The 26,830-nt window shown below is 54.1% G+C and carries 17 protein-coding genes; 6 read left to right on the top strand and 11 right to left on the bottom strand.

What is annotated here, in order from left to right; translation table 11 throughout:
- The first annotated feature begins 113 nt into the window (after window positions 1-113).
- From AB4P96_RS05540 to AB4P96_RS05530, 3 genes are all read left to right on the top strand, one after another.
- Entirely contained in the window at window positions 114-884 is a 771-nt protein-coding gene (locus tag AB4P96_RS05540; RefSeq protein WP_395600589.1) for a helix-turn-helix transcriptional regulator, read from the top strand.
- Between the two features lie 382 nt (window positions 885-1,266).
- A complete protein-coding gene (locus AB4P96_RS05535; protein WP_395600588.1) occupies window positions 1,267-2,496 on the top strand; it encodes a tyrosine-type recombinase/integrase in 1,230 nt (409 codons plus the stop codon).
- Window positions 2,497-2,555: 59 nt separating this feature from the next.
- Window positions 2,556-3,428, top strand: a complete 873-nt coding sequence (locus AB4P96_RS05530) for a hypothetical protein (protein WP_395600587.1) — start codon at window positions 2,556-2,558, stop codon at window positions 3,426-3,428.
- 2 nt (window positions 3,429-3,430) lie between these two features.
- Here AB4P96_RS05530 and AB4P96_RS05525 read toward each other — a convergent pair whose 3' ends face one another.
- Window positions 3,431-4,528, bottom strand: coding sequence for an inovirus-type Gp2 protein (locus AB4P96_RS05525; protein WP_395600586.1), 1,098 nt, complete (start codon window positions 4,526-4,528; stop codon window positions 3,431-3,433).
- 294 nt (window positions 4,529-4,822) lie between these two features.
- Complete coding sequence (locus AB4P96_RS05520; protein ID WP_073452056.1) at window positions 4,823-5,053, bottom strand: AlpA family transcriptional regulator; 231 nt, start codon at window positions 5,051-5,053, stop codon at window positions 4,823-4,825.
- A 536-nt stretch (window positions 5,054-5,589) separates the two neighbouring features.
- Between AB4P96_RS05520 and AB4P96_RS05515 the strand changes: the two genes are divergently transcribed.
- The 3 genes from AB4P96_RS05515 (at window position 5,590) to AB4P96_RS05505 (ending at window position 7,663) form a co-directional block, all read left to right on the top strand.
- Window positions 5,590-5,925 carry a hypothetical protein gene (locus AB4P96_RS05515; RefSeq protein ID WP_395600585.1) on the top strand — a complete coding sequence of 112 codons (336 nt, stop codon included), beginning with the start codon at window positions 5,590-5,592 and terminating at the stop codon, window positions 5,923-5,925.
- Window positions 5,926-6,065: 140 nt separating this feature from the next.
- Window positions 6,066-7,034, top strand: a complete 969-nt coding sequence (locus AB4P96_RS05510; protein WP_395600584.1) for a DUF932 domain-containing protein — start codon at window positions 6,066-6,068, stop codon at window positions 7,032-7,034.
- A 131-nt stretch (window positions 7,035-7,165) separates the two neighbouring features.
- Window positions 7,166-7,663: a JAB domain-containing protein gene (locus AB4P96_RS05505; RefSeq protein WP_395600583.1), complete on the top strand. Its 498-nt coding sequence runs from the start codon at window positions 7,166-7,168 to the stop codon at window positions 7,661-7,663.
- 467 nt (window positions 7,664-8,130) lie between these two features.
- Here the strand turns inward: AB4P96_RS05505 and AB4P96_RS05500 are convergent, their stop codons facing one another.
- From AB4P96_RS05500 to AB4P96_RS05460, 9 genes are read right to left on the bottom strand one after another with little or no spacing between them, the layout of a single operon-like run.
- Entirely contained in the window at window positions 8,131-9,966 is a 1,836-nt protein-coding gene (locus tag AB4P96_RS05500) for a DUF262 domain-containing protein (protein ID WP_395600582.1), read from the bottom strand.
- Between the two features lie 60 nt (window positions 9,967-10,026).
- Window positions 10,027-10,788, bottom strand: a complete 762-nt coding sequence (locus AB4P96_RS05495; RefSeq protein ID WP_395600581.1) for an HNH endonuclease — start codon at window positions 10,786-10,788, stop codon at window positions 10,027-10,029.
- The gene (locus AB4P96_RS05490) at window positions 10,785-11,486 is read right to left on the bottom strand and encodes an RNA ligase family protein (protein ID WP_395600580.1); all 702 of its coding nucleotides are present in this window, start codon (window positions 11,484-11,486) and stop codon (window positions 10,785-10,787) included. Before AB4P96_RS05490 ends, AB4P96_RS05495 begins: the two co-directional genes overlap by 4 nt.
- Window positions 11,483-12,019: a hypothetical protein gene (locus AB4P96_RS05485; protein WP_395600579.1), complete on the bottom strand. Its 537-nt coding sequence runs from the start codon at window positions 12,017-12,019 to the stop codon at window positions 11,483-11,485. The genes AB4P96_RS05490 and AB4P96_RS05485 overlap by 4 nt, the downstream gene beginning before the upstream one ends.
- Entirely contained in the window at window positions 12,006-13,352 is a 1,347-nt protein-coding gene (locus AB4P96_RS05480; protein WP_395600578.1) for a DUF3696 domain-containing protein, read from the bottom strand. The genes AB4P96_RS05485 and AB4P96_RS05480 overlap by 14 nt, the downstream gene beginning before the upstream one ends.
- Window positions 13,352-17,311 (bottom strand): Eco57I restriction-modification methylase domain-containing protein, encoded by a 3,960-nt coding sequence (locus AB4P96_RS05475; RefSeq protein WP_395600577.1) that lies wholly within the window; start codon window positions 17,309-17,311, stop codon window positions 13,352-13,354. Before AB4P96_RS05475 ends, AB4P96_RS05480 begins: the two co-directional genes overlap by 1 nt.
- A gap of 24 nt (window positions 17,312-17,335) precedes the next feature.
- Window positions 17,336-20,113, bottom strand: coding sequence for a helicase-related protein (locus AB4P96_RS05470; RefSeq protein WP_395600576.1), 2,778 nt, complete (start codon window positions 20,111-20,113; stop codon window positions 17,336-17,338).
- Window positions 20,110-25,395: a DEAD/DEAH box helicase gene (locus AB4P96_RS05465; protein WP_395600575.1), complete on the bottom strand. Its 5,286-nt coding sequence runs from the start codon at window positions 25,393-25,395 to the stop codon at window positions 20,110-20,112. The genes AB4P96_RS05470 and AB4P96_RS05465 overlap by 4 nt, the downstream gene beginning before the upstream one ends.
- The gene (locus AB4P96_RS05460; protein WP_395600574.1) at window positions 25,388-26,287 is read right to left on the bottom strand and encodes a helix-turn-helix transcriptional regulator; all 900 of its coding nucleotides are present in this window, start codon (window positions 26,285-26,287) and stop codon (window positions 25,388-25,390) included. The genes AB4P96_RS05465 and AB4P96_RS05460 overlap by 8 nt, the downstream gene beginning before the upstream one ends.
- Window positions 26,288-26,830 lie beyond the last annotated feature (543 nt).

The following is a 26,830-nucleotide window of genomic DNA, read 5'->3' as shown; positions in this document are numbered from 1 at the left end:
TTTAATAAGATTAGATAACTGACATATCAGACTACAATTAAGCAAATCCCTACACGCGAAACTCAACGCATAGTTTATTTGATGTATTTTTCCGGCCAGTAAACTCTGCGTTTATGAATACATCAGGTGATCGACTAAAAGCGTTACTGCGGGAAGTTCATCTTTCCGCCTCCGACTTCGCCAAGAACCGTGGTGTCACGCCTCAACACGTGAACAACTGGTTCAAGCGCGGCGTGCCCATGGGCCGACTCAACGAGATCGCAGAACTGCTCTGCGTCTCCAGCCGTTGGCTGCGCACCGGCGAAGGCCTCAAACACCCACCGGCCAACTTCCTGCTGGAAGGCCCGGACCCAAGCAAGGGCATCGCCACCCGCGAAGACAGCGGCAAGTACCTCACGGGCCCCGCCCGTCTCCCAGAAAAAATCGACGTGGAGATCGCCCTCCACCCCACATTCACCTCAAGCGAACGCATCCGCGTCTCCCTGCACACCCTCAAAACCCTCAACGTACACCCCGACCGCGCGGTAGGCGCCTACATGGTCGACAACAGCATGACCGACATCATCCAACAAGGCGCCACCCTCGCCATCGACCGCGGCCGCAGCCAAATCACCGACGGCGAAATCTACGCCGTCGAACACGACGGCATGCTCCGCATCAAATACCTCTACAACCGCCCCGGCGGCGGCCTGCGCATGCGCAGCCACAACGCAAGCGAACACCCGGACGAATACCTCACCCACGAACAACGCTTTGAACAGAACTTCGGGATCGTCGGCTGGGTGTTCTGGTGGTCCACCCTCAACAACCGCAGGCCGGTGCCGCTGGACGAACACCTGCTGGGCTGGGAAGGCTCTAAATCGGACCCGGAGGTAGGCATATGAGGTGAATATGGGTATCATGCCGCCCACATTTGGCAGGGGGTGGCTTTGCGCTATCTATTCTGCCTGGCGATGCGGAGGAGTTCCCGCAGATGCCCCTACTATTCAGCCCGACGTGATGTGGGCTGAGCGATTTGAAGGCTGGTGAGGTTTGTCAAAAACAAGCTGAGGCAGTCCCCGAGAAGCCGGCCACAAGCCGGCTTTTTAATTGTCCGAAATAATCCTATCCCATCCGAGAATCCTGCCGATAGCTTAGCTATCACGGGCGTTTCAGGCTCGTCCCTGTCCAATGGCGTTCAACGCCATTTGACCTCATCCGACGACGAAGTGGGGGGACAAGTGGGGGGACAAGTGGGGGGACAAAAGGGACGACAGGGGATATTCAATGGGTAAGCTGAATCCGAAACAAGTCGAAAACCTGACCGAACCTGGCACCTACGAAGATGGTGACGGGCTTCGCTTGGTCGTCAAACCTACCGGGCGCAAATCCTGGCTACTTCGCTTCCAACTGGCAGGCCGCCGCAGAGAGATGGGCTTGGGCTCCTTTCCTGAAGTCAGCCTTAAGAAAGCCAGACAAGATGCCAGCACCAAACGCACCCAATTGAGCGATGGCATTGATCCCCTTGCAGCCAGAGACATAGAGCGCGCAGCTCAACGGGAAGCCCAACGTGCAAGCGAAGCCAAGCAGTTGAAGTTCGAGATGCTCGCAACGGAATACCGTGATGCTCACGGCGCGGCGTGGTCGGAGAAATGGCGTAAAGGCTGGCTGCGAAAACTAGAACTGTATGCGTTTGATCACATAGGCAAGCTGTCCGCCGAAGACATCGGCACTCCCGAAGTGCTTAAGGTGTTGCAACCCATCTGGGCCACCAAGACCAGAACCGCTGACGAGGTGCGTGGGCAAATTGAGCAGGTTCTGGATGCCGCCAAGGCACGCAATCTACGACAAGGTGAGAACCCTGCTCGCTGGCGCGGCCATTTAGACAATCTGTTGAGCCGTGCTGAAAAGAAGAAGGCTCGGAAGCGTGAGCACTTTGAAGCTTTGCGTTGGCAGGATGTGCCGGAGCTGATGATAAAGCTCAGGGCAAACTCCACACCTCCGTCTTGGGCCGCTCAACTGCTGATCATGACCAGCGCACGCGCCCACATGGTCAGGTTCGCTCGTTGGGATGAGTTTGATTTGGAAGCTTGCACTTGGTCTCTTCCGGACGAGCGCATGAAAATGCGTGTGGCATTTGTCGTCCCTCTTGCCGAGGAGGTGATAAAGCTGATGCGAAGCATTCCACGAACTGAAGGAAGCCCCTATCTGTTCCCAGGCCAGGGTAAGTCAGGAGTGATGCATACAAATGCCATACGCACGCTTCTGCACAGCATGGAGTACGAACACATCACTCGACACGGTTTTCGCTCTTCATTTCGTGACTGGGCGGGTGAGAGCACTCACTACCCACGAGAAGTTTGTGAAATGGCACTCGCACATGACGAACGCGACCAAACTGAGGGAGCTTACTCTCGCTCCGATTTCCTCGACAAGCGACGCGCGCTCATGAAAGATTGGGCTGACTTTATCTGCAAGCCGACGGTTGATAATGTAAGAACCACTAATCCAGTTTAAAAAGAAAAGCAGCTCCTTCGAAGGAGCTGCCTCAACGACCACTCAAGGACGACGAAATCTTGCAGATTCAACGTAACAAAATAAAATTCACCACACGAACAACTAATGACATCGAAGCACCCAATCACACCACCATAAACATCTCTCTAGATTTCGATAATTGGGTTGCAACCCCTAAATCCCAACTAGAGCTGATCATCGAACAATCCACCTCTACAGAAAAACCTTTCCTACCAATCCTAGAGGACTATCCCGAATACAAGCACTTAATCCGTCTCAACATAGAGAATGCAGCAAATGAGGTGCTTGAATTAGTAATCAAACGATACATGCTGCTTCGCATAACTCTCTCACACGAAAACAAAATCAATCTTGATAAAATATTAAAAGAGTATATAGAGACACCCCCACACTGCAAGGAAGACAAGGAAAAACTCAAAAACAAACTAACCAGATTTTTAGGAAAAGAAAAAATCGCTGCCTTCCAACATATAAAAAATGCTTATTCGTGCATATCTCTCGCAATAGCAAACCACCAAATTTTAGGAGCCAATACAGCAATAAAAATATTATTCGGCGGCTTATACACACTTTACCTAGGCGATCAACGATTCTTCAATGAAAAAATAAAAACACGCTCAGAAGTCGCCGCAGAAGGAGGCATTGCTCGTAACGAGCACTACTTCGCCATTAAACAAAAAGCTTGCGAGCTTCTTAACACACTAGCTCCGCAAGAAGGCTGGAGCCAAGAGCTAGACGCATATAAAGCAATATTACCCGAGATAAAAAAACACATAACGAAAAACAACATAAGGCGTCCTGCCCTGACCAGCATCGAAAAAACATTGAGACGCTGGATAAAAAATGATCCTATCGTTTCCGCTGCCGTTAAGATCGCCCATTTTCCAGCTCTTAATAGCTTGACTGATTGATATTAATACTCTCGCGGCCTTCCCACTGTTCGCTCGCCCACCTTTGGCGAGTTCCCTTTACCAAATGTTCTATTGTTCCCAGGCATGCAAGCACTTACATATCGATCCGCTTTCGTAAGATAGATTGCCGCCATCTCTTTAAGACTTCTCAGCTTTTCCGCCTCACTGTAGTGAATCATCCCCACACCGCAGTGCCTGTACCTAGCTTTGTTTCCATTGCAGTTATAATAAACGCCCTTCCCCTGAGTAATCACATTATTCCAGTACTCACCTATCAGCTTTGCAATGACAATATCCTGCCGCACCTTCGCCCCATCTAAAAAGAACATCATGTGGTAATGATGGCCTTTCTCCTTACCGTACTCAAGTTTCCATACGTATCCCACCACCCCCAGATCAGGGCACTTATTTTTCAGATAGTCGATAAGCTCTATTCGATGCTGAACAATTTGCTTCGTAACAATACCTAGAGCGTCCAACCTATCACTCGACCGGCTATAATCTTCAACTTCAAGCTTCCCCTTTCCGTATGAGAAATCAACTCTTAAAACCAACAGTCTAGAATAACGCGCAAACAAAGAATCTATGTAACTCAACAGACCCGAATAGTTCTTATTAGCTGCCCGCAAATGCGCGGACATTTCCCGCTTGAATGCCCCGCCAGAAACACACTCTCTCACCGCATCAACAAACCGATTTAGCCCATGAAAACATTCAGGCAACTCTGACTTCTCCAACCTGTATGGACTTGTAGGATTTATTTTTCTATAGCACTCATAAAAGACACTAACGTAAGGATTCACCTTGAAGAGGACCATTCCTCTTTCAAGCTCAACATAGTTAATTGTAACCGCCAATACAATACTCTTTTCTTCCTTACTTAACACCATCTCACCTCGATGCTTGAGCGACGGCAAACTAAATATATCTCCTGTCGCCTTCTCCATCACGCTTACAGCCCTCATGATCCTACTAACAGAATCAAACAGCATACCGTCCCCACTAAAACACGAGAACCCCGTCTCCTTTATTGGATCATAAAATTCCTCAATGGCCTTTTCCTTATAAGCATCGATAAACTCCAACTCATTAAAACTCATAGCCCCACCACACCCATAATCAATATAAAACTTTAATCACATTTACGACCTGCCATCCAGACTGATCACTCAACACCTTACACACCACCAAACAACTACAACCACTCAATATCCTCTAGTTATTATCTAATAACATATAAACCAATATCTACACACCCGCTTCAGACCAGAGATACCACAAATAAAACTCAACACACCGCCTAGATTGAGCCATAACAAACCCAACCATTTTCTTAAGTTAGTACGCGAAGAACTTACCTCTAGACGGGCTTATCCTGAATTTTTCTTCTAAGCTCACTTCCCTCTCAAAGTATTATCAACCAGTGATTCAATCCACTTGTTAATGCTCGATTCCAACCAGCCTACCGCTGAACTACCAATTTTCATCGGTTTGGGGAATGAGTCGTCGTAGCGCGGTGACGCAGGGTTCATCCGGTCATAAATCGTTGAACGCGACAAACCCACACGATCGAGCACCTGCTTGAGGCGTAGAACTCGGGGATGGGTAGTGCTGATTTCTGCCATTTCGTAAGCTCCAGACTACGTTGGTACGCGACGGGACTACTCTAAAGGGATTCCCTCGCCCAGAAAATTACCTGTGCTTTCGTAGAAGTTTTACAGAAACGCGTCAACACACCAGAAGGGGGCCCACTGCTGTTTACCTCGCGCGTGCGTGCGTGTGGAGGCACGTGCATGCGTGCGCGCATTGGCCCGTCCTAGAGTTAGTTCTCAGACAAGCGACTTAGTTCTTATGTCAATTACCAGCAGAAAATGTCTTTCCCTCATCTTGTCCGACCCGATCTGAGCCAGTCCTGCAAGATCCGAACAGATTCCAGAGCGTCACTCACAAGCATAATTCGAGCCATAACCGAGATTGAAAATTCATCAAAATACCCATTCAACAAAGTTTCAGTCATACATCACAACCCTGTACCTCTGTGCATCAAGCATCCCTCAACACTCGACAGCTCAACATTCAAGCGGATCGCCTAGGCGACCTGCTTGATGAGCTCTATGCCCGTGTAATGCCTTCATCGCGACTCTCGACAGGAACCCTGCACATGACCACTCAATGCCCACGCTGTCACTCCAGCGCTGTCATCACCAAGGATTTCGCCAGGAAAGTCGGCGCCCTTATCGGCACCGTCGGTGGCACCGCCCAAGGTGTCACAGCCGCTCTGGGCGGTGCCGAGCTTGGCGCTGCCATCGGCGTCGTAGCCGGTCCCGCAGGTGTCGTTGCTGGCAGTATGGCCGGGACCATTCTCGGCGGATTAGCCGGAGCGGCGACCGGCTGCATCGCGGGCGCCAAACTCGGCGAAGTCTTCGATGAGCGGGTTTTGGACAACTACGGTTGTCTCAACTGTGGACTGTCATTTAGCAGCCGTCATTCCGCTTGAGCTGCACATCTCCCACTAAACGCAACTGCTGGCCCCAGCTGATCCATCACTACCCCTATCCAATACCATCCCGCACGCCGACTGATCCCTGCTGAACGCTCAGCGGTCTCGTCGTGCGTCTATGAAAAGGAATTATTCCCATGGCTCATCTTGTCGAACAAATGGCCTACGTTGGCACTACCCCTTGGCATGGTCTGGGCAACCGCCTGACGCAAAAACAACCGCTCGAAGTCTGGCAACGTGAAGCCGGCATGAACTGGCAAATCCAGGACAGCCCAGTACATTTCAAATCAGACACTATCGGCACCCTGGGCTCGATCCACTCCTTTCCGGAACAGAAGGTGCTGTACCGCTCCGACACCAAAGCACCGTTATCGGTGGTATCTAATCGCTATCAAGTGGTGCAGCCGCGTGAGGTGCTGGAGTTCTACCGGGATCTCACCGAGGTCTCCGGTTACGAGCTGGAAACCGCTGGAGTGCTTAAAGGCGGTCGCAAGTTCTGGGCTCTCGCCCGTACCGGGCAAGGTACTGCCTTGAAAGGTAACGATCAGGTCAATGGCTATCTGCTGTTAGCCACCTCCTGTGACGGCACACTGGCCACCACCGCAACTCCGACTACTGTGCGCGTGGTGTGCAACAACACCCTGACCATCTCACTGAACGAAGCCCCCCACGCAATCAAGGTTCCACACAGAACGCGCTTTGATTCGCATGCAGTAAAAAAACAACTAGGTATCGCCGTCTCGCAGTGGGACGAATTCATGTATCAGATGCGAGCCCTCGCGGAACGCAAGGTTCAGTGGACTGAGGCCATAAGCTTCTTCATGGAGGTGCTGTGCGACACCAGCGCGCATGACCCCTTTCCCAATGTACTGCCCAACAAACGAGCTATGGAGAAGGTACAAAGCCTATACGAAGGTAAAGGTCGAGGATCTGATATGGCGTCAGCTCGAGGAACAGCATGGGGCTTGCTGAACGCCGTGACTGAATACGTGGATCATGAAAGACGCGCAAGGAGCTCTGAGTATCGAATGGATTCGGCATGGTTTGGTCAAGGCGCAGTTATCAAACAGAAGGCACTCGATGCAGCCTTACAACTCGTTGCGTGAACCATCGAGCCAAATCACTACCGAGCGCTCTCGCCTGCAGGGTGCTCGGAATCATTTAATCCCGCCCGCCCATCTAGTAATTGTGCCACCCATCCTCCAGTGCTTCTACGCGTTCGGATAGGAATACCAGCATGAAATATCCCAAGCTCAAAGTCGGTGAAACGCCCAACACCCATGTCATGGAATCGCCGATCACCGAAGCCGACATCCTGCAGATGGCTCAACAACTCGGGATGTATCGTCTGTCTAAAGGACGGGCGTTGACCGAGCGTAGGCTCGTGTTCAGCCACCTAGAAACGCTGCTGCAATTCCATGATTACGAAGTCTTTGCTTTGTTACTACTCGATATCGAGCACCGGGTTATCGGTTTCAGAGAGCTTTACAGAGGCACTCTGGAAAGTGCCAGCGTGCATCCACGGGAAGTGGTTAAGATAGCACTAGAACACAACGCTGCGGCTGTGATCCTGGTACATAACAATCCCTCCAGCTACCCAGAGCCCAGCCAGACCGATCGCACATTGACCACGCCGCTTAAAAACGCCCTCAACATGGTTGGCACTCGAATTTTGGATCATGTGATAGTTGGTTATAAAGGCTGCGTATCACTAGCAGAACGAGGACATCTGTAAGGACGTCTTACACTTGGCATGCTTATCTACCAAGTAGCAACTACGACTCCGACCGAAAACAAAATCACCTTAATTCAAGGAGTTTCTCATGGCATTTATAGTTTCCTGAACACACTTCTCGCATTCAGCGGCGTACTAGTAAGTAAGCGCTTCAGCCCCAGCGCTGACTATAATCGTGTTCTTGCGATTCCCGCCGATATTGATCGCAGTAGGCATTGCCTGCCTTATCTTTCACTGGGTGCTCACGTGCCTCCCAGAATTAGGTCAACGGCATAAAGCAGACAGAGCCTTTGGGGAGCTCTGTCTGCTTTGGCTTTTTTTCTTTTCTTTCTTTTGTCGCCTGGGAAGACTTCTACTCGAGTATCACTCGGACTTATTGCTGCGCGAGTCGCACACCGACAAATTTGCAATCGGCGCTCATCGGCGCGATGTGTATTTGGACTCCACGCCGTGATTGCACTCCCTAATCAGACCTCCATAGGAGCCGTTTTCCAAACATCTCGAGCCAACGCCATGAGCATTCCGTGCCGCGCCTCGATCGATGCTACATCCCATGCGGGGAACGCCTGCAATTTCTCATTGATCCTGGAGATGGACGTGTTCTGTCCGACATTCGTAAGCTCGACCAGACTTCGCGTAAGATAATTGCTGCTCTTGCGATACTCAGCCTGCTTCGCCGTGTAGAAGTCATTCCCGGCCACGATATTGATTGGCTTCTCCAGCAGGGCCAAATTGCCCAGCCGGTTCTTATAGTCCTCATAGACAGCATTCGGGTTTTCCGTAGCCCATTTTTCCCGCAGCTCTGCGGTTGGAGTACCCGGCAAAATGTGCTCGATTTCGAGTCTAGTGTACGGTTCCAGGCTGCCGGGTGTTTTGATACCGCTGAAAGCCATGTCGACATGCTGGGTCAACCGAGCCAGCAGATAGCGCGTCCGGTATTGCTGCATCGTGTACATAGAGAAGCGCTTCAGCGCATCGGACAGTTCCTGCGATTTTGCTGCCATATTGTTCTCAAAGCGGTCAGCTACGAACGCGTTAAGCGCTACTCGCTGCTTGGCCGGATCGACAACTCCCGCAATCGTCCTCAACTCGTCCGCCCACAACGAGAAACTCCGCTCTAGATCCTTGGTCGGCGTCTTGGTGAAGATGTAATAGAACAGGAAACTTTCTAGCTGAGTGATAAAGTGCTCGAACAGCTGCTTTGGCAAGGCAGCCGCCGCCAGCAGTAATACGTAGTGCAAGCTGAACGCACCACCTGCCAGCCGTTTGAGGCTGTCCATCATAAGACTAGGCTTGCCGTCGTTGCCCAGCCCATTCGCGAACGCCAGGTAGTGTTCGACGCTCCGAATAACTTTGCGTACGAACTCGAAAGGCTTGTTGGCATAGTCGCACAACGCAGCGTTGTCCTTGGCCACGAACCAGTCGTAGATCTCATCCTCCCGTACCACAGCATCGCCACGGTCGTTCTTGATGACATAGTTGGCCATCAAGAAATAGCGCAGGAACCGCAGTGGCTTCTCTTTTCCTTTTTCCAGCGGCTTGGTGATCTTCTTCCACTCGTCTTTTAGTTGAGTGAACTGAGTCTGTTTAACCTGCGTGAACAGCAGGTTCTTTAGCAAATCCATCGGGTTCAGGCCAACGCCACGTTCGTTGATGGTCTCGAAAATCTTCAGCGCACTGCTCACGTCCGTCGATATCTGGATAAACACCACGTTGTTGGCTAGGTACCCCCAATACTTCTTCAGCTTAATAGCGCCATCATAGTTGTCCATCAAATACCGGTAGAGCGTTCCGTATGCATTGATGAGATTTTCCAGCGAGCCAAAACTGGCGATGCCAGCAGCTTGGATGCCAGTACGGACAGCCTGCGGGTCGGTGTCGAGCTCCACCAGTTTTGCCATAACTTCACCAGCATTTTCGTAGCGTGGCTCTAGCTTCAAACTGGTTCTCGTCTCGCCGTCGCTGTCGGTGTAGCTGGTAGAGATCAAACCACTGACCGTCTGTCGCTGAGGCTCACCCTGAAACACATGCTTCAGGGCACAGAGCAGCAAGAAGAATGTGGTCAAACGCTGCTGGCCGTCGATCACCTCGTAGTGATTTTTCTGATCAGTCGGCGAAACCAGGACCGTTCCGATGAAGTATTCCCGCGTCGAACCCGCATCGATCTGCTCGTTGATATCTTCAAGAAGCTGGTGCACTTCCTTGTCCGTCCAGACATATTCACGCTGGTAGTCTGGGACAATGTAGAAGCACTCCCGGAAGGCTTCCTCGATACTGTATTTGTGGTTCTCTATACGGGCCATACTATTCCTTTATTCTTCACATCGTGCTGTTCAGATCAAACGACTTACACCTGGAAATTCTCATTGCCGCAGTCGGGTGCGGTGCAATGCTAAGTACGGTAGGTGCAGTGAATTGACCCAACGCAGCTTCATTCCAGATACAACTCCAAGACGTAGCAGATCCAGTCCCGCCAATGCAGGCGCGATCACCAGCACACCCTGATCATCAAAGCTGATCAAAAAGCGGTCAAACAAGGCATCCAAATTGGCGCTGAGCAGAAAGCCGTTGAATACATCCAATCGCTCGGCATCCGATACACATTCTGCCCAAGGCTTCGCGTGACTGGCACGCAACACCTCAAGGATGGCAACACCTGTCACCGCACACGCGCCGCCCCAGTAGTTCAGCATTGCATCACGAAACTTATTTTGCCCAACGCGTTGGCGCACCAAACGCTCGACTTCAGTGCCGGCAATGCCTGGAGGTAACTCCGCCAGCTCAGCAGCCACCGCCTGTTGGTAGTCGGTAGCGGCCTGACTGGGCAGCGCTCGGGAGAGGCTGGCCGCGCGGCGCAATAAGGCTGCCAGTGCGGCCTCGGTGGCTAACATAAACCTACCAGACTCCACACCTGCCAGAGGAAAGCTGCGCTGCAATTCCGGTAGCAATGTTGGAGACATCGCCTGAAAACTCACCTGATAAACACCATTCTCCAAGATAACCAACACACGAGTGGGATGGCATGCCGAAGCCAAGGTCACACCATCCCCGTCCGAGACCAGGACATGCTCGAAACCATAGTCGTTGCCGGTTTTTTCGATGAGGGTCCGTTGCAGCGGGTTCATTCTGGAATTCCTGATGAATAATCAATACGGTTCCATTCAATTGCCCGCTTACGCCAGTGTGTATCGATGGCCTGGGTGAAGTCGGGCCGGACCAGCTTGGCGCGAGCTTCACACCAGTCCGGCGATTCACGGCGAATCACCACCCCTTCCAACGCACCTGACCGATAACGGCTGGGTGTGGTGGCTACAAGCTGTATCAGGGAGGGAACAGTGATCTTGCCATAAAGCACCGACGGCACCGTGACCAAACCGGCCACTCGTGCCAGTGCATTGCGGCGCGGCGTACTCCAAAAGCGGCCTGCTGCACGGTCATACACATCAAACAAGAGGAACCAATCCGGCAGCGCCACATAGTCCAGTGAGTGTCGGGCTGCGCACCATTCTCCAAACAGTATTAAATCCGATGTCATTGCGGTGCTCAGGGTCGCGCTGTGCTTGGCCAACCAAGCTGGCAAACGAGCAAATTGGCCAGCGTGGGGTTCTGCTAGATACTGACCCCGGTTCTGCGCGCGCAGTTGCCCGTCGGGAGCAAGCGATAGGCCCAGGTTCGCGCCATCGAGCTTTTCTTCCACCATTACCTCGCCCGCTAGCATTGCCGTCACCTCATTGGATGACAGAACCTTGTCGTCGCGTGGAGTGCTTTGGCCCAGCCAAGCGATGTGCGGGGTATGGGGGAAGCGGAAGAAATCGGCAGTCATCCGGCGGCTACTCGCGCGTTGTACCAGTCATCAGGTAACAGACGCTGAAAACGAAGACCAATACCCATCAGCTGTGCCTCAGCAATGAACCAGTCTGTTTCTGCACCATAAGCAATGGGTGGTACCTGGTCGAAAAGAACCTGCGCGGCTAACGCGCACGCGACCCATTTGCGATCTTCTCGATCTGTAACCAACACTTCGTGGGCATGCTCAAGCACGGCAATGTGCTCACCGTTGGCCTCAAGCGAATTGATGGGCACATACTCCACCAGATTTTTATCCAGCTTATTTTGTAAAACCTGCATGCCGTATTCCTGACCGTGCATGTTGAAAGGCATGTTTCGTTCGTACTCGTCCCGCACTAATCCCTCTTCATCGAGAACAATGCGGCGATCCGACTGGTCAAAGCCAGCAAGCCACTCGTAAATCATTTCGCGCAGCTCAATCTCCTGCGGCATGGCACGCACAGCATGATTCGAGAGTTCGTGCACTGCGCTCGCTGCCAGCATCACATTGGTATCAACCAGATACATTGGCAATCCTCGCCCTCAATTCCTTTGCGTGCTGAATGGCCAATGCAGTTTGCTCACGGGTCTCGCCCAATGCATCGCCAAAGAAGGCGTCTGGCCAGTTTTTCACGCGGCCGAATTCGTCCAGCTCCAGTGGCCGCATGCGCGCCGATTTACCCTGCCGTTCAACGAAATACATCGCCGCGTCCTTGGGCGTTATCTGCTGTTTGGCGATCAGCGTTTGCATGCGTCGGAATAGATGCTCTGAGTGAGTCTCGACGATGAACTGAACATTTCTCTCTTTGCTCACCTGTGCCAGCAACTCGGCCAACTTGCGTTGCGCCAGCGGATGCAAATGGCTTTCTGGCTCTTCGACTATGACGATATGCCCAGGCTGAGCAAACAGGGCCGCGACGATGACGGGGATGACCTGCGAAACACCCACGCCAACGTCTCTGAGGTTGCTGGCCTGGCCCTCGTTTTCGATTATCAACTCATAGCGTGCAGAACCGCCCAATGTGCGGATGGCAAGACCATCAGCCAAATTCATCTCTTTCAGCCAATAAATCGTTTTCTCGAATAGTTGCGCGTCGGCAGGCAATGCTTGTTTGCGCTTGAGGGCAGACTGGCGCGCTACGCCGCTAGCGATCAAGACATCAACCGCCTTGGCCCCATCGTCGCCGATGTGTGCAGGCATACGGCCAGCCCACACATAGTCGCGTTGCGCCAAGCGTCGTACCGGGCCTAGGTAAATGATGCGGCCCAGCTCATCCAGCAGGGCTGGACCAATCGGCTTGATCAAGTCCGCCTGCGCACCCAGCTTGTTAAGCGTTGCCGCTGAAAAAGCAAATGAACGCTCCGGCCGAAAATCTGCACTTTGGCCCAAAGCCTTAGCCTGCGTAGCCAAGCTCAGGCGGTATATGCCTGGCTTGCGACGCTGCACGCTAAAGCCTTGCCCGTCTTTCCCCAAACGCAGAAACTCCAGTTCGGCACTACCGGCCGGCCCTTTTTTGTAACGCGCAGAAAACAGGCTCGAGTTCTCTGCCTGGCCATGCTCGCTCCAGCGAAACTCAATACCCACCTGCGTTCCGGAAGTGCTTTCATTGGCGGCGCCATGATGGCAGAGCACGTCCTTGAACTGCCCTAGCGTGACCGAATCGTCGGCATCGGGATTGCCCAGATTGAGGTCCAGATTAGGATCGTCGCCCTTTACCGTTTGCCGGATCAGCAGCAGGCTCTGAATGAGGCTAGATTTGCCGGAAGAGTTGGTGCCGAGCAGCAAAGTAATTGGTGCAAGGCGGATGGGCCCCGTGCTGCGCCAGATCTTGAAATTTTCCAGTTTCAGGTGCGTCAGCATCAGTGTAACTCCCCTGATTCAAGTCGATCCCATGCTTCCAGCACCAACCGCTTGGTGCGGTACTCGCCAAACTCTTTCTGCTCCCTATTCTTAAGCACGCGGAAGGTTTCCGAGGGGTAGTCCTCACCCATGATGTCGGCTGGGGCGAGGATGTAGCGTAGCTCGTCGCGGGTGAGGCCATAAAGTTTGGCGTAGTAAGCGTCCAACTCGGCACGCAGGATGGCGCGGCGTTCGAGATTGAATGTGAAGGTTGGACCTTCATAGCCCAAGTCTTTTGCCCAATATTCGAGGTCGTGAGCAGTGTAGGTGAGCTCTAAAACCCGCTTACTTATAAAGCTCAAATCAGCATTCTCGTAACTCTTTGGAGCTAATATCGGAAACTGCTTCAAATAACCGTATGTAAGATGCAGCCCCCCCACTTTCTGACGCGCAACGTAGTCGAGTACTATCGAGTTTAAGTTTGCCAACAACGCAGCAATTAATTGATCACTACAATTGCTAAACAAAACAGGCATCGTGTGCCCCACACCCGAATATGGCAGCACAGTCGATATAACCGTCCGTTCGCTGATTGCTGACGTAATATCCTTAAATCCGATAAACCACTTTTTTCCCCAGCTGTCATCCACTCGCGCTCTTACATCTTCACGCCGAACATAATAATAAGGCGCCACTGAAAAATCAGGGTTTTGATATGCAGAAATAGGGGTTTCAGGAAGGACTCGAAAACCTCTGTCATCAACTCTCGACTCGTAAGAACCAGCTCGATGATCAAACTGCTTGATCATTTTAGCTTCGTATAACGGAAGCAGTCCGTTGCCAGGCGCGTCGGAAAACAGATGACTGTCATTTGCCATGTGCAAGATGCACATGAATTTGATGCCCCATGGGTTGCCGTCAGGCCGATTGTCATCAATCAATACCGGGGTTGCGCGGTAGAGCTTTTGGGTGAGCACTGCATCGCGTTCACTGCGGAACACCGGACAGGTGAGCGTATTGGGGTTGATCAGCCGGAATTCGTCGGGAGTTAGAGTAAAACGGCGGCGTGGGTCATGAATCTGGCTTGGCTGACGTGCAAAAAAGACAAATTCGGCTTGATCTGATTTGCCGAGGGTCAGCATGCAAAAGCGGAACGAATGGTGAACAGAAGGAAATATGAATTCCTCATTCTCGAACGCCTGCAGTTTCACCAACAGTGCATTCTGTGTCAGGTATGAAAAATAAGCTTTGGTACTGTCGTCGGTGGCAATACCAGTGGGCACGATGAAACCAGCGCGACCCGTTATGTGGGTGATCTGGCTGATAGTCTCGGCAAATAGCGCGTAGGTATTTACATCGCCCACGCCCGTAAGTGGATAACGCCCGCCATCGTTCCCCTTCACATGCGCAAAAACGCTTGCGGCTTCTGCCGTGCGGCGAGCGCTGATGAATTCAGCGTATAGGCGCTGTTCAGCCTCGCATACCTGCGGCGCATGCTCAATTTGCGAAAATAGGTGTTTTGCCAGCATGCCCTCGGCCAGCCACTGGATGCGCTGACTCCGTTCAGCCTTGTTTTTGGCTTGCGCCACATCACGGTGGCGGGTAGCGAAGAATTCTTCCTCTTGCAGCTTGATGCGCTCCCACGGCGGGTTACCCAGTACGCAATCAAAACCACCACCAGCGAACACTTGCGGAAAAGCCAAAGGCCAGTGCAGCACATGGGCTTCCACACAGGCAGCCTGGGCTGCGGCCAGTGCGCCCGATTGTTGCGTTGGCAGTGTATCGCCCAGCAAGGTGAGGTAGAGCGTGGCACTGGTGGGAATATCGTCTTGCGATGCGGCGAGCTTGGGTAGCAGAAAGGCACCCACCAGCAAATCGGCAGCGAGCGCCAGGCGGCTGGTTTTGGCTTGTTCCAGGAACGCCCGGTAGGCGGCCTCCTTGGCGGCGATCTGCCGAGTGGTGTTTTCCGGCAGGGCTTCAAGCGCTTGCAATTGGCTCAGTCCGCTGCCAGTGGCGGCGGAGACATCGAGCTGGCCGAAGGCGCTGGCATTGCGTTTCTTATCAAGGTCTTTGAGCGCGGCGGCGTTGGTCTTAGCGAGTTGCTTGCACACCTCTTTATCATCGCCTGAGAGCGGCTTGAAAGCGTCTTTGGCAATGCCCAGCTCCAGCACCTTGAGGTCGGTAAGCCCCAGCAGTGCATCGCCCACTTGCATGTGGTGGTCGAGAAAGCCCAGAGGCCTGCCTTGTTCAAAGCCTTCCAGCCACAAGGCAGTACGGGCCAACTCAATGGCCATGGGGTTGCGGTCCACACCGAAAATACAACGGCTCACTACCTCACGCAGGGCGTGGCGAAAATCCTGTTCAGTTTGCTCGCCATCGGTGGCGCGCAGTTGGGCGAGCTTTTCGGCTAAACGGCGAGCGGCGGCCAGCAGAAAGTGACCGCTGCCGCAGGCCGGGTCGATTACACGGATGGCCAGCAGCGCTTCAATAGGAGATTCGGGCTGCGCGGCCAGACGCTGCTCGATGACTGGATCAAGGGCAGACGTGATCAGCTCCTGAACCAGTGAGTCTGGCGTGTAGTAGCTACCACTAATTTTGCGGGCATTGCCGGCAGTACTTCCCTCACTGGTTAAGCCGACAAATCCGAATTTGCGCGCCGGCACGTCGATCTCCGGCACCAGTTCGAGTAGGCTTTCGTAGACGCTGCCTAGCTCTTCTGGGCCCATGTTGCGGTAGTCCACCGGGGCGAGTACGCCCTTGTGGCTGGCCCAACGAAGGTTTTGCATGGCAGCGAGTAGATGCGCATTATCCAGGCTGGCGGCATCCAGCGCCGGGCATTGGTTGACGGCAAATAAGCCACCGAGGGCCGGTAATGCCAGGCGTGGCTCGCCCTCGCTCAAGCCGTTGAAGACAATGCGTAACGCTTGCCAGTGGTCATCAAAACGGTTGCGAGCGCGGCGTTTGAGGCACCGCTCGCGCAGGCGAGCCACTGAATACCCTTCGGCGTAGGCGCGGCGGGCGGCCTGGGCGGTTTTGCTGTCGTCCTTGTCGTGCAGTAGGCCGCGCTCTTCGACGCTAAACAGGAAAATCAGCCGGTAGATCAGTCGAAGCAGTTGCTGGAAATAGGCATCCTTGCTGAGCTCGCCGTTATACAAGGCGTTACGCAAGGCGCTATTTGCTGGGTGTTGCACGAAGCCTTCCCCTAAGATCAGCAATGCATCAGTCACGCCCAGGCGTAGGCCATTGCGCACGCGGGTGCCTTCCTCCTGCCCGGCGGCGCGCCAGCGTTCCCAGATGTAGTCGACGGGTTCGCCAGTCGCACGGCTGGAATGCAGTAGTCGCCAGACGTTGGCGAACTCAGCGTAACGCTGGCCACCGAGCAAGTCTTGCAAGTCGACTTCAAGGAAACTGGGGCGCGTGAGCGTGGCCGCATCGCGCAGCAGGCGGAGTTGTTTGCCATTGCAAACTATCGCCCACAAGTGGTCAGGGCTGGCGTTAAGCAGTTCTTGCGCCAGCATGAAGGCCGATTTTTTACGGGCGCCAGAACCTGCAATGGCAAATTGTGCATCGGGCTCATGCAGGGCTCGCGTGTGTGGCGCTACCACCACTGGCACATGACCTGCCAACAAGCTGACGGGGTAGCGCCGCTCGCCCAGCGAGATGCCAGAGCAAGCCTGTACGGGGTAACCGAATACATCGCGCAACAGCTCTTGTACAAAAGTGTGGGTGAGCGCGGCGGCATCCACATCGGACCGTTCGAGCTGCGTGGCAAAGTGCTTCCATTGGGCACTGGCGATCTGGAAAGCACGACTGTAGTCGTCTTGGAGCTTGAGACCCTTTGGGGTGCCGTAGTCTGCTTCAGTTTGCCAGTTGGCGCTGCCGAGTGCGGCCTTTTCCAATTGATCCGGCAGAAACAAGCTGCCTTCCAACGTAAGCGCGGGCAGGTTTAGCACGGTTTGGGTTTTATGCAGTTTTCTCATATTTTTATCTCTGGTTGCTGCCCGTTACAGTGCATCAGGCAGCAGCACATACACGCCCATCACATCTACCGGTAGGCAGGCGCTGACGCTGTATTGGCCGACATCACGGGCAGCCTCACGCACGCGCTGGTGGTCGGCCAGCAATATTTGGGCGCGTTGCTCGGCCAGCGTTTGCAGTTTCTGCGGATGTGCGGCGATAAAGTCCAGCGCAGTGCGGATTTCACGCTGCATGGCGTCCACCGGTAGGTTGCCGGTAGGCGTGCATTCCAGCAGCCGCGCCACACTGTCGTCTTGTAACCATTCCGGATTGCTGCGGCCCGCCACGGCCACGGCCATGGTTTCTTCGGCCATCATCTGGAACGGCTCACGGCGACGCACATAGCCCAATTGATGGCGCAAACGCAGTAGGTAAACAGTAGTAACCACCTCTACGGCATCGGTGACCGTCGCGGAGCAGCGTGCAGCAATGCCTGATTCACCGGCAAGACTGGTCTCTAGTAGGTATTCAGCCAACACACTGACGAGGGGGTGGCTGCGATGCAGTTCGTTGAAGTTCAGCACCAGGGGTTTGATGATTCCTTCATCGGCCAGGCGCTGGCGCAACGCTTCGGGCAGATGCTGCGGCAGAAAGCGAAACTGCTGTTTGCGCGCTGGCTCCAGAGGGGCATTGAGACGGGTGCAGGCGCTGTGTACAAACCGTTGCACATCGGCTTGGGTACCGAGCGCTTCTTGTTGCTTTAGCCATTCAGGTAGCACTTCATCAGGGCGGATACGGCGCTGGGCAAATACAGTACGGTTTGCCTTGGCTTTTTCCAGTGCGTCCTGCCACTGGGCTTGGAGTGGCTGTAGTTCTACGTTGGCCTCTGCAAACATGTCTGGAGTGTAGGGTACTGACGCATCTGATCGGCGCATCAACGCAGCTTTGACCAGCGCCTGATTGATGCGAGCTTCGTCTTCTGGCATGGGTACCAGCACACCTAGCTCTTTCTGGATGGTTTCGCCTTTGCGTAGAATCACGTTCAGCACAAAGCCATCAACGGGGTTGTCTTGGCCCCACAGCATAGTGCAGCGCACCTCTGCGGCCTGCTGGCCAAAACGATCAACGCGGCCTTCGCGCTGCTCGTGACGGGTGGGGTTCCAGGCCAAATCATAATGAACCACCGCCGTGAACAGGTGCTGAAGATTGATACCTTCGGACAGGCAGTCCGTGGCAACCAGAATGCGCGGTTCGCCTTCTTCCATGGCGTCAACGCGCTCACGCCGCTCTTCCGGTGTGTATTCACCGGTGACGGACTCGACCGTGGCCTTGGGAAAGGCTTTGCTCAGGTGTTCCGCTACGTAGTGGGCCGTGGCTATATAACGGCAGAACACCACGGTGTGGTAGCCGTCTTTCACCAGTTCCTCGACATGCCGGATGAGTGCGGCCAACTTAGGGTCACCTGCCTTCCCGGAGAGACGTTCGGCCTCTTGGATCAAGCCTTGCAGGCGGCTTGCCTCTTCCAGCTGCGCGGGCGGTTCCAGGTCGCTGCTGTCGAGGTTATCGGCCTTTCCATCATGCAGGCGTTCGTCGGTTAACAGGCTATCCACTTCAACACTACCCTCCAGGCGGGTGGTGAGTGCTTTGACAGCGGCGGCGGGTGATGAGGCGACGCAACGCAACAACGCGAGCGTGGCATACCAGATCAGTCGGCCACGGCCTTCGCCCTGCTGCTCGATAGTTTCGGCCAACTCGCGGCAATAGTCCTGAACCGAATCAAAAAACGCGCCCCAATCCCCACTGAGTTGGTAGGTGACTTCGGTTTTCATGCGACGCGGAAAGCCACGGCCATCGCCGGTCTCCATTTGCCATTCGGCGATGTCCTTGCGGCGGCGTTGGACGAAATGCCGTGCCAACTCCTGACGTAAAGGGTCGCTGGCCGACGAGCGATTCTGCAAGGCGATAAAGCGCGGATCGAGCAATGATAGAAGGTTGTAAAACGCGGTTTCGTCACCCGAATGAGGTGTGGCAGAGAGCATAATCAGGTGTCGATCTTCGTCTTTCACCAAGCGCTGCAACAGCTCAAAGCGCAATTGCTTGCCCACTCCGCTGCTGGCGCAGGTATGTGCTTCGTCAACAATCACGCACTCGGGTGCAATCGCTAGAAAGTGATCGCGATGGCGCTCGCTCTTAATGTAATCCAGGCTTACCACCACCACGGGGTAATGATCGAACAAACTGACACCATGGGGTATATCGCGCTCGATACGCGCGGCCGATGCCGAGGTCAGCGCGACAGCATGCAAATTGAAGCGTGTTTCCAGCTCGCTTTGCCATTGTTCCACCAAGTGCGGCGGACACAGCACCGCCAGGCGGGCAATCTCACCACGATCCATTAGCTCACGGGCAATCAAACCGGCCTCGATGGTTTTACCTACACCGACGTCATCGGCAATCAACAGGCGCACCGTTGTCAGGCGAAGAGCCATCAACAATGGCACTAGTTGATAGCCACGTGGCTCAACGGCGATATTTCCGAACGAGCGAAACGGGCCGCCGCCAGCACGCAACTTTAGGCGCAAGGCATCTCGCAGCAACAGTGCTGCCGCGTGGTTGCCAGCTTGCTCTGCTTGTGGCCATGGGAAGATGGCAGGCTCAACTGGCTGAAGTTCAAGCTCGGGAATAAGTGCGATAGTATCGTCGTCCGAGCCACCGAGCGGGCGCAAGCGCAGCCATTCACGGCGGGATTCGCTTTGCACAACCCATTCGCGCCCACGGGCACGAACCAGGTTCCCGGGCATGAAATCGTGTTCAAGCTGGGTCATTGTGTTCTCTCATATTTGCCGAACACATCGGGATGAGCAGCAAACTGCGCGTTCCATTGCGATGGGTCGGAGAAGTTCAGTACTTGCCAGCCTTTGTCGGCCAATAAGGCTGCAGTGGCAGCATCAATGTCATCAAGGAACACCAAAGCGCGGGCCGATTTGTATTGGCCTGCGGCTACCACAGCTCCCTGATTGACGGACACTTGCACGGCATCTGGTTGACGCAGGTCTGCGGCGGCCAAGGCTTGCCGCCATTGGTTGAAGCGATCATCGATTGGCACGCTTGGAGATACTGGCGATTGGTGTTGTCTGGGTTTGACTTCGGCATTGGCTAGCGCCACCAGCACCTTGAGCGCATCATCATTGCGGCGGTTGATGTTTTCGTGGTCGGGCTGATTAAAATAGGACAGCAGGCATTGGTAGCATCCTGCTTCGCAGATACGATTACCAAGCGTATTGGTTTGCTCCAGCGCGGGCAGGTCTTCAAGTTTCCACGGCCCTTCCGGCGTATTGTGATGCAGTAATTTGAGTGCATTACTGGCGACCTGTGCCAGGCTGGCTGGGTCGCTGGCAATGCGGGTTAGCACCCCAGCGCCGCCTTCAGCTGCTTCATAAAACATCAACGCACGACGTTCATCAGCTCTGGGCAAAGGTTCGGCCACGAGCTCGGACTCTTCAATCTGGAAGGTCATCTCGATGCCGCGTTTGAGTGCCGCCTGTAAGGTAGCCATGGCCTCGATTGACAAGGCATGCGCGGGCGCGAGAATCAGCAGGTTGCGATGGTCCTCGACGAAGGGAACGATGCGCTGGTTAGGTGCTTTGTCGAGCAGCGCCTCATCCTTACCGTCTTCTTCATTGCCGCCTGGTTCGTCCTGCTTGCTCCAGGTGCCGGTGATGGGGTTTATGTAAAAGCCCAGTTGCTCTTTGTTCTTGCGCCTGCGCCAGCCACGATTGATGCGCCACAAGCGAGCGGCTGGCGCATAGGTTAACTCGGCCAGAGCCTCCTCGCCGCGCCTGACCTCGACTTTACGCTGCTGGATGACTCCATCCGGCCCAGGCAAGAATCGGTAGGTGGTTTGCAACTCAAAACCTTGGCGCTGACGATCTTCATCATTGATGGAGATTCGTTCGACAGCGACCGTTTCTACGGTTTCAATGCGGTACAGCTCGCGCACCCAGTCATGTTCAGTCAACAGAGCGTCGCAGTTTTCACAGCGATTGACCAAGGGCTGCGCGCCGTTGATGTCACCCAAATGACCATAACCACATTGGCTGCAGACCAGCGAAGAGATAGTAGCAAGCTGGCTGTTGCCGGAGATATGATCGGCAGATCCCACATTAAGCTTGGCGCGTACCACACGATACATGCGCCCCTGGTGATAGATTAGGCTACGCGGGCCAAATTCCGACAAGGCCAGAAAACGCGGACGACTGACCATGCTGCCCTCGTCATCTTTACCGTTTCCGGCGCCCCCCCCGCGCGCGGGAATCCATGCCATCAAAGGTAGGCGTGGGAAGTTGTAGCCCGGCAGGAAACCCTGGCTGGCCAGATAACGGTAAGTGTAGAAGTCCGAGTTCTGGGTGTTACCGTTCTTGAGCAACACGGCATATTGTCGAGCCGCATCACCATAGCGGCGCTGTGCATTCTGGCGCTCACTGTGCGACGCGGTATGGCTTTTGACGATCTGGTCGGCCATGTTCATTTGTGTTCGCGTGGCATCGAACAAGACGCGCCAGCGTTCAAGGGCATTGGAGAATGCCTGAGGCGCCCCCTCAATCACCTTCTGCACATAGTCCGCTGAAAACCAGTCGCTGCCCGAGAGCTCCTGCTGCAACTGCGCAATAACGCGAGCTGCACTGGCCTGGGCACGCTGTGTGACTGCCGGATCATTTAGTGCATCGTGGTAGGACTTGATCAGCGGTTTTCCCGGTCGGTCAAGGTCGAGCATCGGAGCGATGCTGACATCGAGTGCAATGTGGGCGTTTGCCAGCCAGACCGCCTGCAAATGGCTCTCGACCAGATCTCGATTGGCCAGATCTAGCGTAGGTGCGCGGACGATGCCATGCACCATTTCATTGGCATGATGGAAAAACCACTGATCATGCGGGCTCAACGAGGCGCAATAGGTGATCACCAGGGCTTGTTGACCAGATCGACCGGCGCGCCCACTGCGCTGGGCATAATTGGCTGGGGTTGGCGGAACATTGCGCAGATACACGGTATTCAGTGATGAAATGTCGACACCCAGCTCCATGGTGGGCGAGCAGAACATGATTGGCAGACGCTCCAGCGGAGCTTCGTGCGCTGGGTTGTCGGCCCAGTCCTTGCGGTCCTTGTCCGTGTAGCGGAAACGTTGCTCCAGTAATTGACGGCGTCCAGCATCCACCTGAGCGGTGTGTTCCTGCGCTTCAAAATCGAACAGCGGATGGCTCGTTTGGCGCAACAAATCCGCGATGTTCAGATACAGCGCACGGAAGAACTGATTGGAGCGCGAGTCCCCCGCCTGCAAAAAATCTTCTGGCAAACACCAATCCAACGCCGCGGCATTTAGGCGCCAACCTATTAGCTTTTGATCAATCGAATGCTTCTGGACATAGCCGTAGAGCGCAGCCGCTTGTAGGAGCGCCTCCACCAGTTCGACCCACTCTGGGTCTTTCCAGCTTGTGACTTGACCGGCGAAGGCAGTTTCTTTCCAGAAGGAAGCGGTTTTGATGTCGCGAAGCAGGCGTGAACGAGGCCCGCCTGTCACTAGATCTGTTCTAGGTTTGCCCCGGTATTCCGGCCGCTTACCGAGAATCAGGTATTTGGCGGTTTCCAACAACTCGTCAGGCGCAAAAGCCCAACGCTCATTGAGATAAGCGAAGGCGCTGGTTCGGGCCTTGTCTTGCTCGACCGGATCGAGATAGCGAGTCTCCAGGCACAACCCGCGACGCATCGTGTCAAAAACAAGCCGACACAAACTTGCCCGGTGTGCGGCATTCAATTGCCCCAACGCACCACTTTTACCAAACGCAGCAGTATCGGAACAAAATTCATCCAGACCGCGATAACTAATCATCAGCAAACCCAGTTGATCCAGGTTTGGGTTATTGAATCGCCAGCCACGCCGCAGATCGCGTAGCAAACGGTAACCGATGATGTAGCGCAGGCTGCGCTGAGCTTCCTGTCGAGCAAGGCCCATGAGCTTGGGGGTGCGTAGATATTCGACCAGCGTAGCTTCGTCCAACCGATCAAAGCCGAGCGCCTTGAACACTGCATCAGCCAACTGCTCTTCACTTAGCTCCCCGTTACTGTTCTGCAGAGCGCCAATAAGACCTGCGCGCAAGGTCAGCAAAAAAACGAAGTCATTGAAGTGGCCGGCCTGTAACGCTGCGTCCTGGCGGTTGTCAGTAAAGCCAAGCAATTTGCGCGGATCAGGTTGGCCGCTTGCAGGCTCTGTATCGGTGAAGAGTTGGCGTAGTGCAGTCAGAGTCAGAATCGTTGTGGCAGAGGATCGCCCTTCACCTGAAAGACTGGCCAAACGGTTGATGTCTTTGCCATGTGCTTCATGCAATTGACCACATTTCAGACAGAAGCGAAACTTTCCTGGGATATACCAGAACGATTCGCCATAGCCCTCGTTTCCTTGTACATCAATGCTGACACTATAAGGTACGGCCCTTTTGTAATTTTGTTTGATCTTGGGTGTATCGCGGCTCAAATCCAGCCAGGTCTCAGGCAGGTCTTCAATATCACCTCGATAGGGCATATTGGAAGTTGCAGGGCATAGAAATCCGTAAAAGACGTCTTCGTTATCGTCTGCCGTAATATCATCGATTTCGCGCGGGGTGTAGCTCGTGGGTGCCCGCTTAGACTGCCAAACCGGCAGATACTCTTGACCGCAATCCCGGCAAAAGTGCACAGGATAGAGTTGAGCGCCTTCCTCCTGACGACCTGGCGCGAAACGCTGCGCATCTAAAGTGATATGACGAACACTTTGTGCTTCAAGAGTAGCAAGTACCTTTCCAGGACCGCTGATGAACTGGTGAAGTTTGAACGCGAATGGCGGCCGCCCCTGCGGGGTTTTAACTTCATGTGCCGCCAACAGAAAGCGCTGCAAACCATTGCGCGCCACATCGATCGCACAACCCGCATCGTTCGCCAGTTGTTCACTGGCTGCTTGGATTGTCATCGGCTTTGCCCGACGCGGCGGCTCGTTGTCAGGCAGTTCAATGCCGAGACGTAATTCGACCCAGATCGACAGCGGATCAACCCGAAACGCGTCAAAGTTTTTCCAAGAAAACTCAGAGCGAGCTACCATATCCGCTAAATCAGACTTCACAGCCGCGACATCTTTTAGCGGATCGGTCACGCGCTCCAACGTTTCTCCGATAATGTCCTGCTCGCTTATGCGCGCTCCAAAAATCTTGCTGGCAACCTCGGACACAGTTTTGTTTCGATCCGCCAAGCTTCCAGTGCTAGACATCGTGGCGGATGTGCCGATGCAAACAAGTTCATCCGCCTGCAGGCGCTCACGCAAACGGCGCACCAGTAAGGCCACATCAGCCCCCTGGCGCCCACGGTAGGTGTGAAGCTCGTCTAGGATCAAAAATTCCAGCCCCTGACAGTGATCGACCACCCGCCGATCTACCGCGTCGAAGCGTGTAAGGATCAGTTCCAGCATCATGAAGTTGGTAAGTAGTATATCTGGCGGATTACCTGCAATAGCGTCACGCGCTGCTTTTGATTCTTGCCCTGTATAACGGGCAACCGTGAAGGGTTGTTGTCCATCCGGATAGCCATGAAGAAATTTGTCGAGCTCTTCGAGCTGGCTGTTCGCCAAGGCATTCATCGGGTAGATAACGATGGCGCGGGTGCGTGCAGCTTTTTCCTGGTCTTTGGCTTTCAAAATTCGATCAATGACCGGAATGAAGAAAGACAGCGATTTGCCGGAACCAGTGCCGGTTGTAACGACATAGCTTTGCTTGGCCTGGCCCTTGGCGAGTGCTTGCAACTGATGGGCATAGAGATGCAATGGCTGGGGATTCCCTTCCGCTTTTCCAACCTGAAAAAGATTGGCACAGGCATCGTGAAGTATCCCCTCTGCCACAAGCTGCTGCACTGAACCTTTGCGCTGATAGTTCGGATTGATCTGTACGAGGGGCTCTGGCCAGTAACGCCCATCCGCATACTGCCGCTCCACCTCATCCCTGATGTCTTGCGCAGCGATTCGGGAAAAGCTTCGTGAAAACGAGCTGTATTCGCTGATGAGCTGATCGCGAAAGCCAAATACGTTATTCATTGATATTGTCCTTCCCGTGGGGAGCGTAGCCGGGTGCTAGTACGGCATTCTTGACGCCATACAACGCCAGGTAGTCCTTCAGCCAAAGCCTGTACTCATCGCCTTGCAAGCTGTGGTCAGGCGAGGCATCGACACTCCAACGCAGCAGCATGTAACCAGCGATTGCAGCGCGAACGCGTATTCGTATCGAACCTTCCTGCATCCCGTAGTCCATCCGGATGATCTCGGGACAGCTCAAGCGCGGGTGAGGTACCAAATCCAGCTCCACGATCCGAGTCCACTGGATATCGTTGTCCGGGCGTTCGTTCGCTTTAGGTTCTTCGTTGAGCAGCTTGGGGGCTTCAATCCGCGTCACGAAAAAGTCACGGAACTCACCGCTCTTGCGGTCAAAGGCGCGAATGTGCAAGCGCACTCCGGTGTCTACAAGCGCAAAGGGCACGATCACCCGCTCGGACTCTCCACTGCTCATTGAGTGATACCGGATAGCTACAGGTCGCTTGGCATGAATAGCCCGACAGATTGGAGCTAAGACGTCCAATCGCGGGTTGCCCAAGACAGTGGGTGATTCACACGGTAGCATCGACTGTAATTCGCCGCTCAAACCACCACCCCCCCAAGAGATCGACGACAGCACACGCTGAGGGGCGTGCTCAAAGATCGGTACGAAGCCCCTGCCGATCCGATAAATCTTGCTACTGCCGTCGAACTCGATGTTTTGCGGGGCTATCTCTCGATAGAGGGCCAGATCCCGGGTTGCGCCCGCTGGAGCCACCCCAAAGCGGCCTGCCAAATCGGGACGACCGATCTCTCCCATGAAATAGAGCCGAAAGTCGATGTAGGCGAGCCGCTCCCGCTGGGCGTAGCTCAGGCTCTCAACAAGCTGGGAATGCATGGTCAGACGCCCCTCATCCACGAAAAACGACAATAAGACCGGAATTGGATTTTTGATTGTTCATTGTTAAACAGGTAATGTCATCAATATGATGACATGATGCCTTTCTATATGGATTATCACAAGCTAATGCTAAGCGCTCTACAGTTGTGTAGAGAGGTGGCCCTGAACTCGATTGCGTATTCACCACGCTCGAAATTTGCGAAATGTGTCCACAACGAGTAGATACACCGCGTGGGTAATCTGCGAACTGAGCGAAACCAGATGGTCGCCAGTGATTCAGATACTCTGGAAATAAACCACTATCAGTAGCTAGTCACTCGATCTGCACGGTCACCCGTAACACTAGCTTCGGAAGATTCCCGACAGAGCTCAATTCGTTCCGAACTGCAAAAACCGCCCATTGCGTCTAACCGTCAAGCTACGCAACGCGCGCATGGGGGGACAAATGGGGGGACAAGAACAAAAAGCTAAACGACACCTAGTAAAACAAGGCACAACAGCAATAATAACGCCGCCCACAAGCCGGCTTTTAATGCCCTT

Origin of the sequence: Pseudomonas sp. B19125 (genome assembly GCF_044218855.1) — a bacterium.
In the GTDB taxonomy this organism is placed as follows: domain Bacteria; phylum Pseudomonadota; class Gammaproteobacteria; order Pseudomonadales; family Pseudomonadaceae; genus Aquipseudomonas; species Aquipseudomonas edaphica.
Note: the sequence above shows the minus strand (reverse complement) of the source record. Positions and strands in the feature narration are given on the sequence as shown.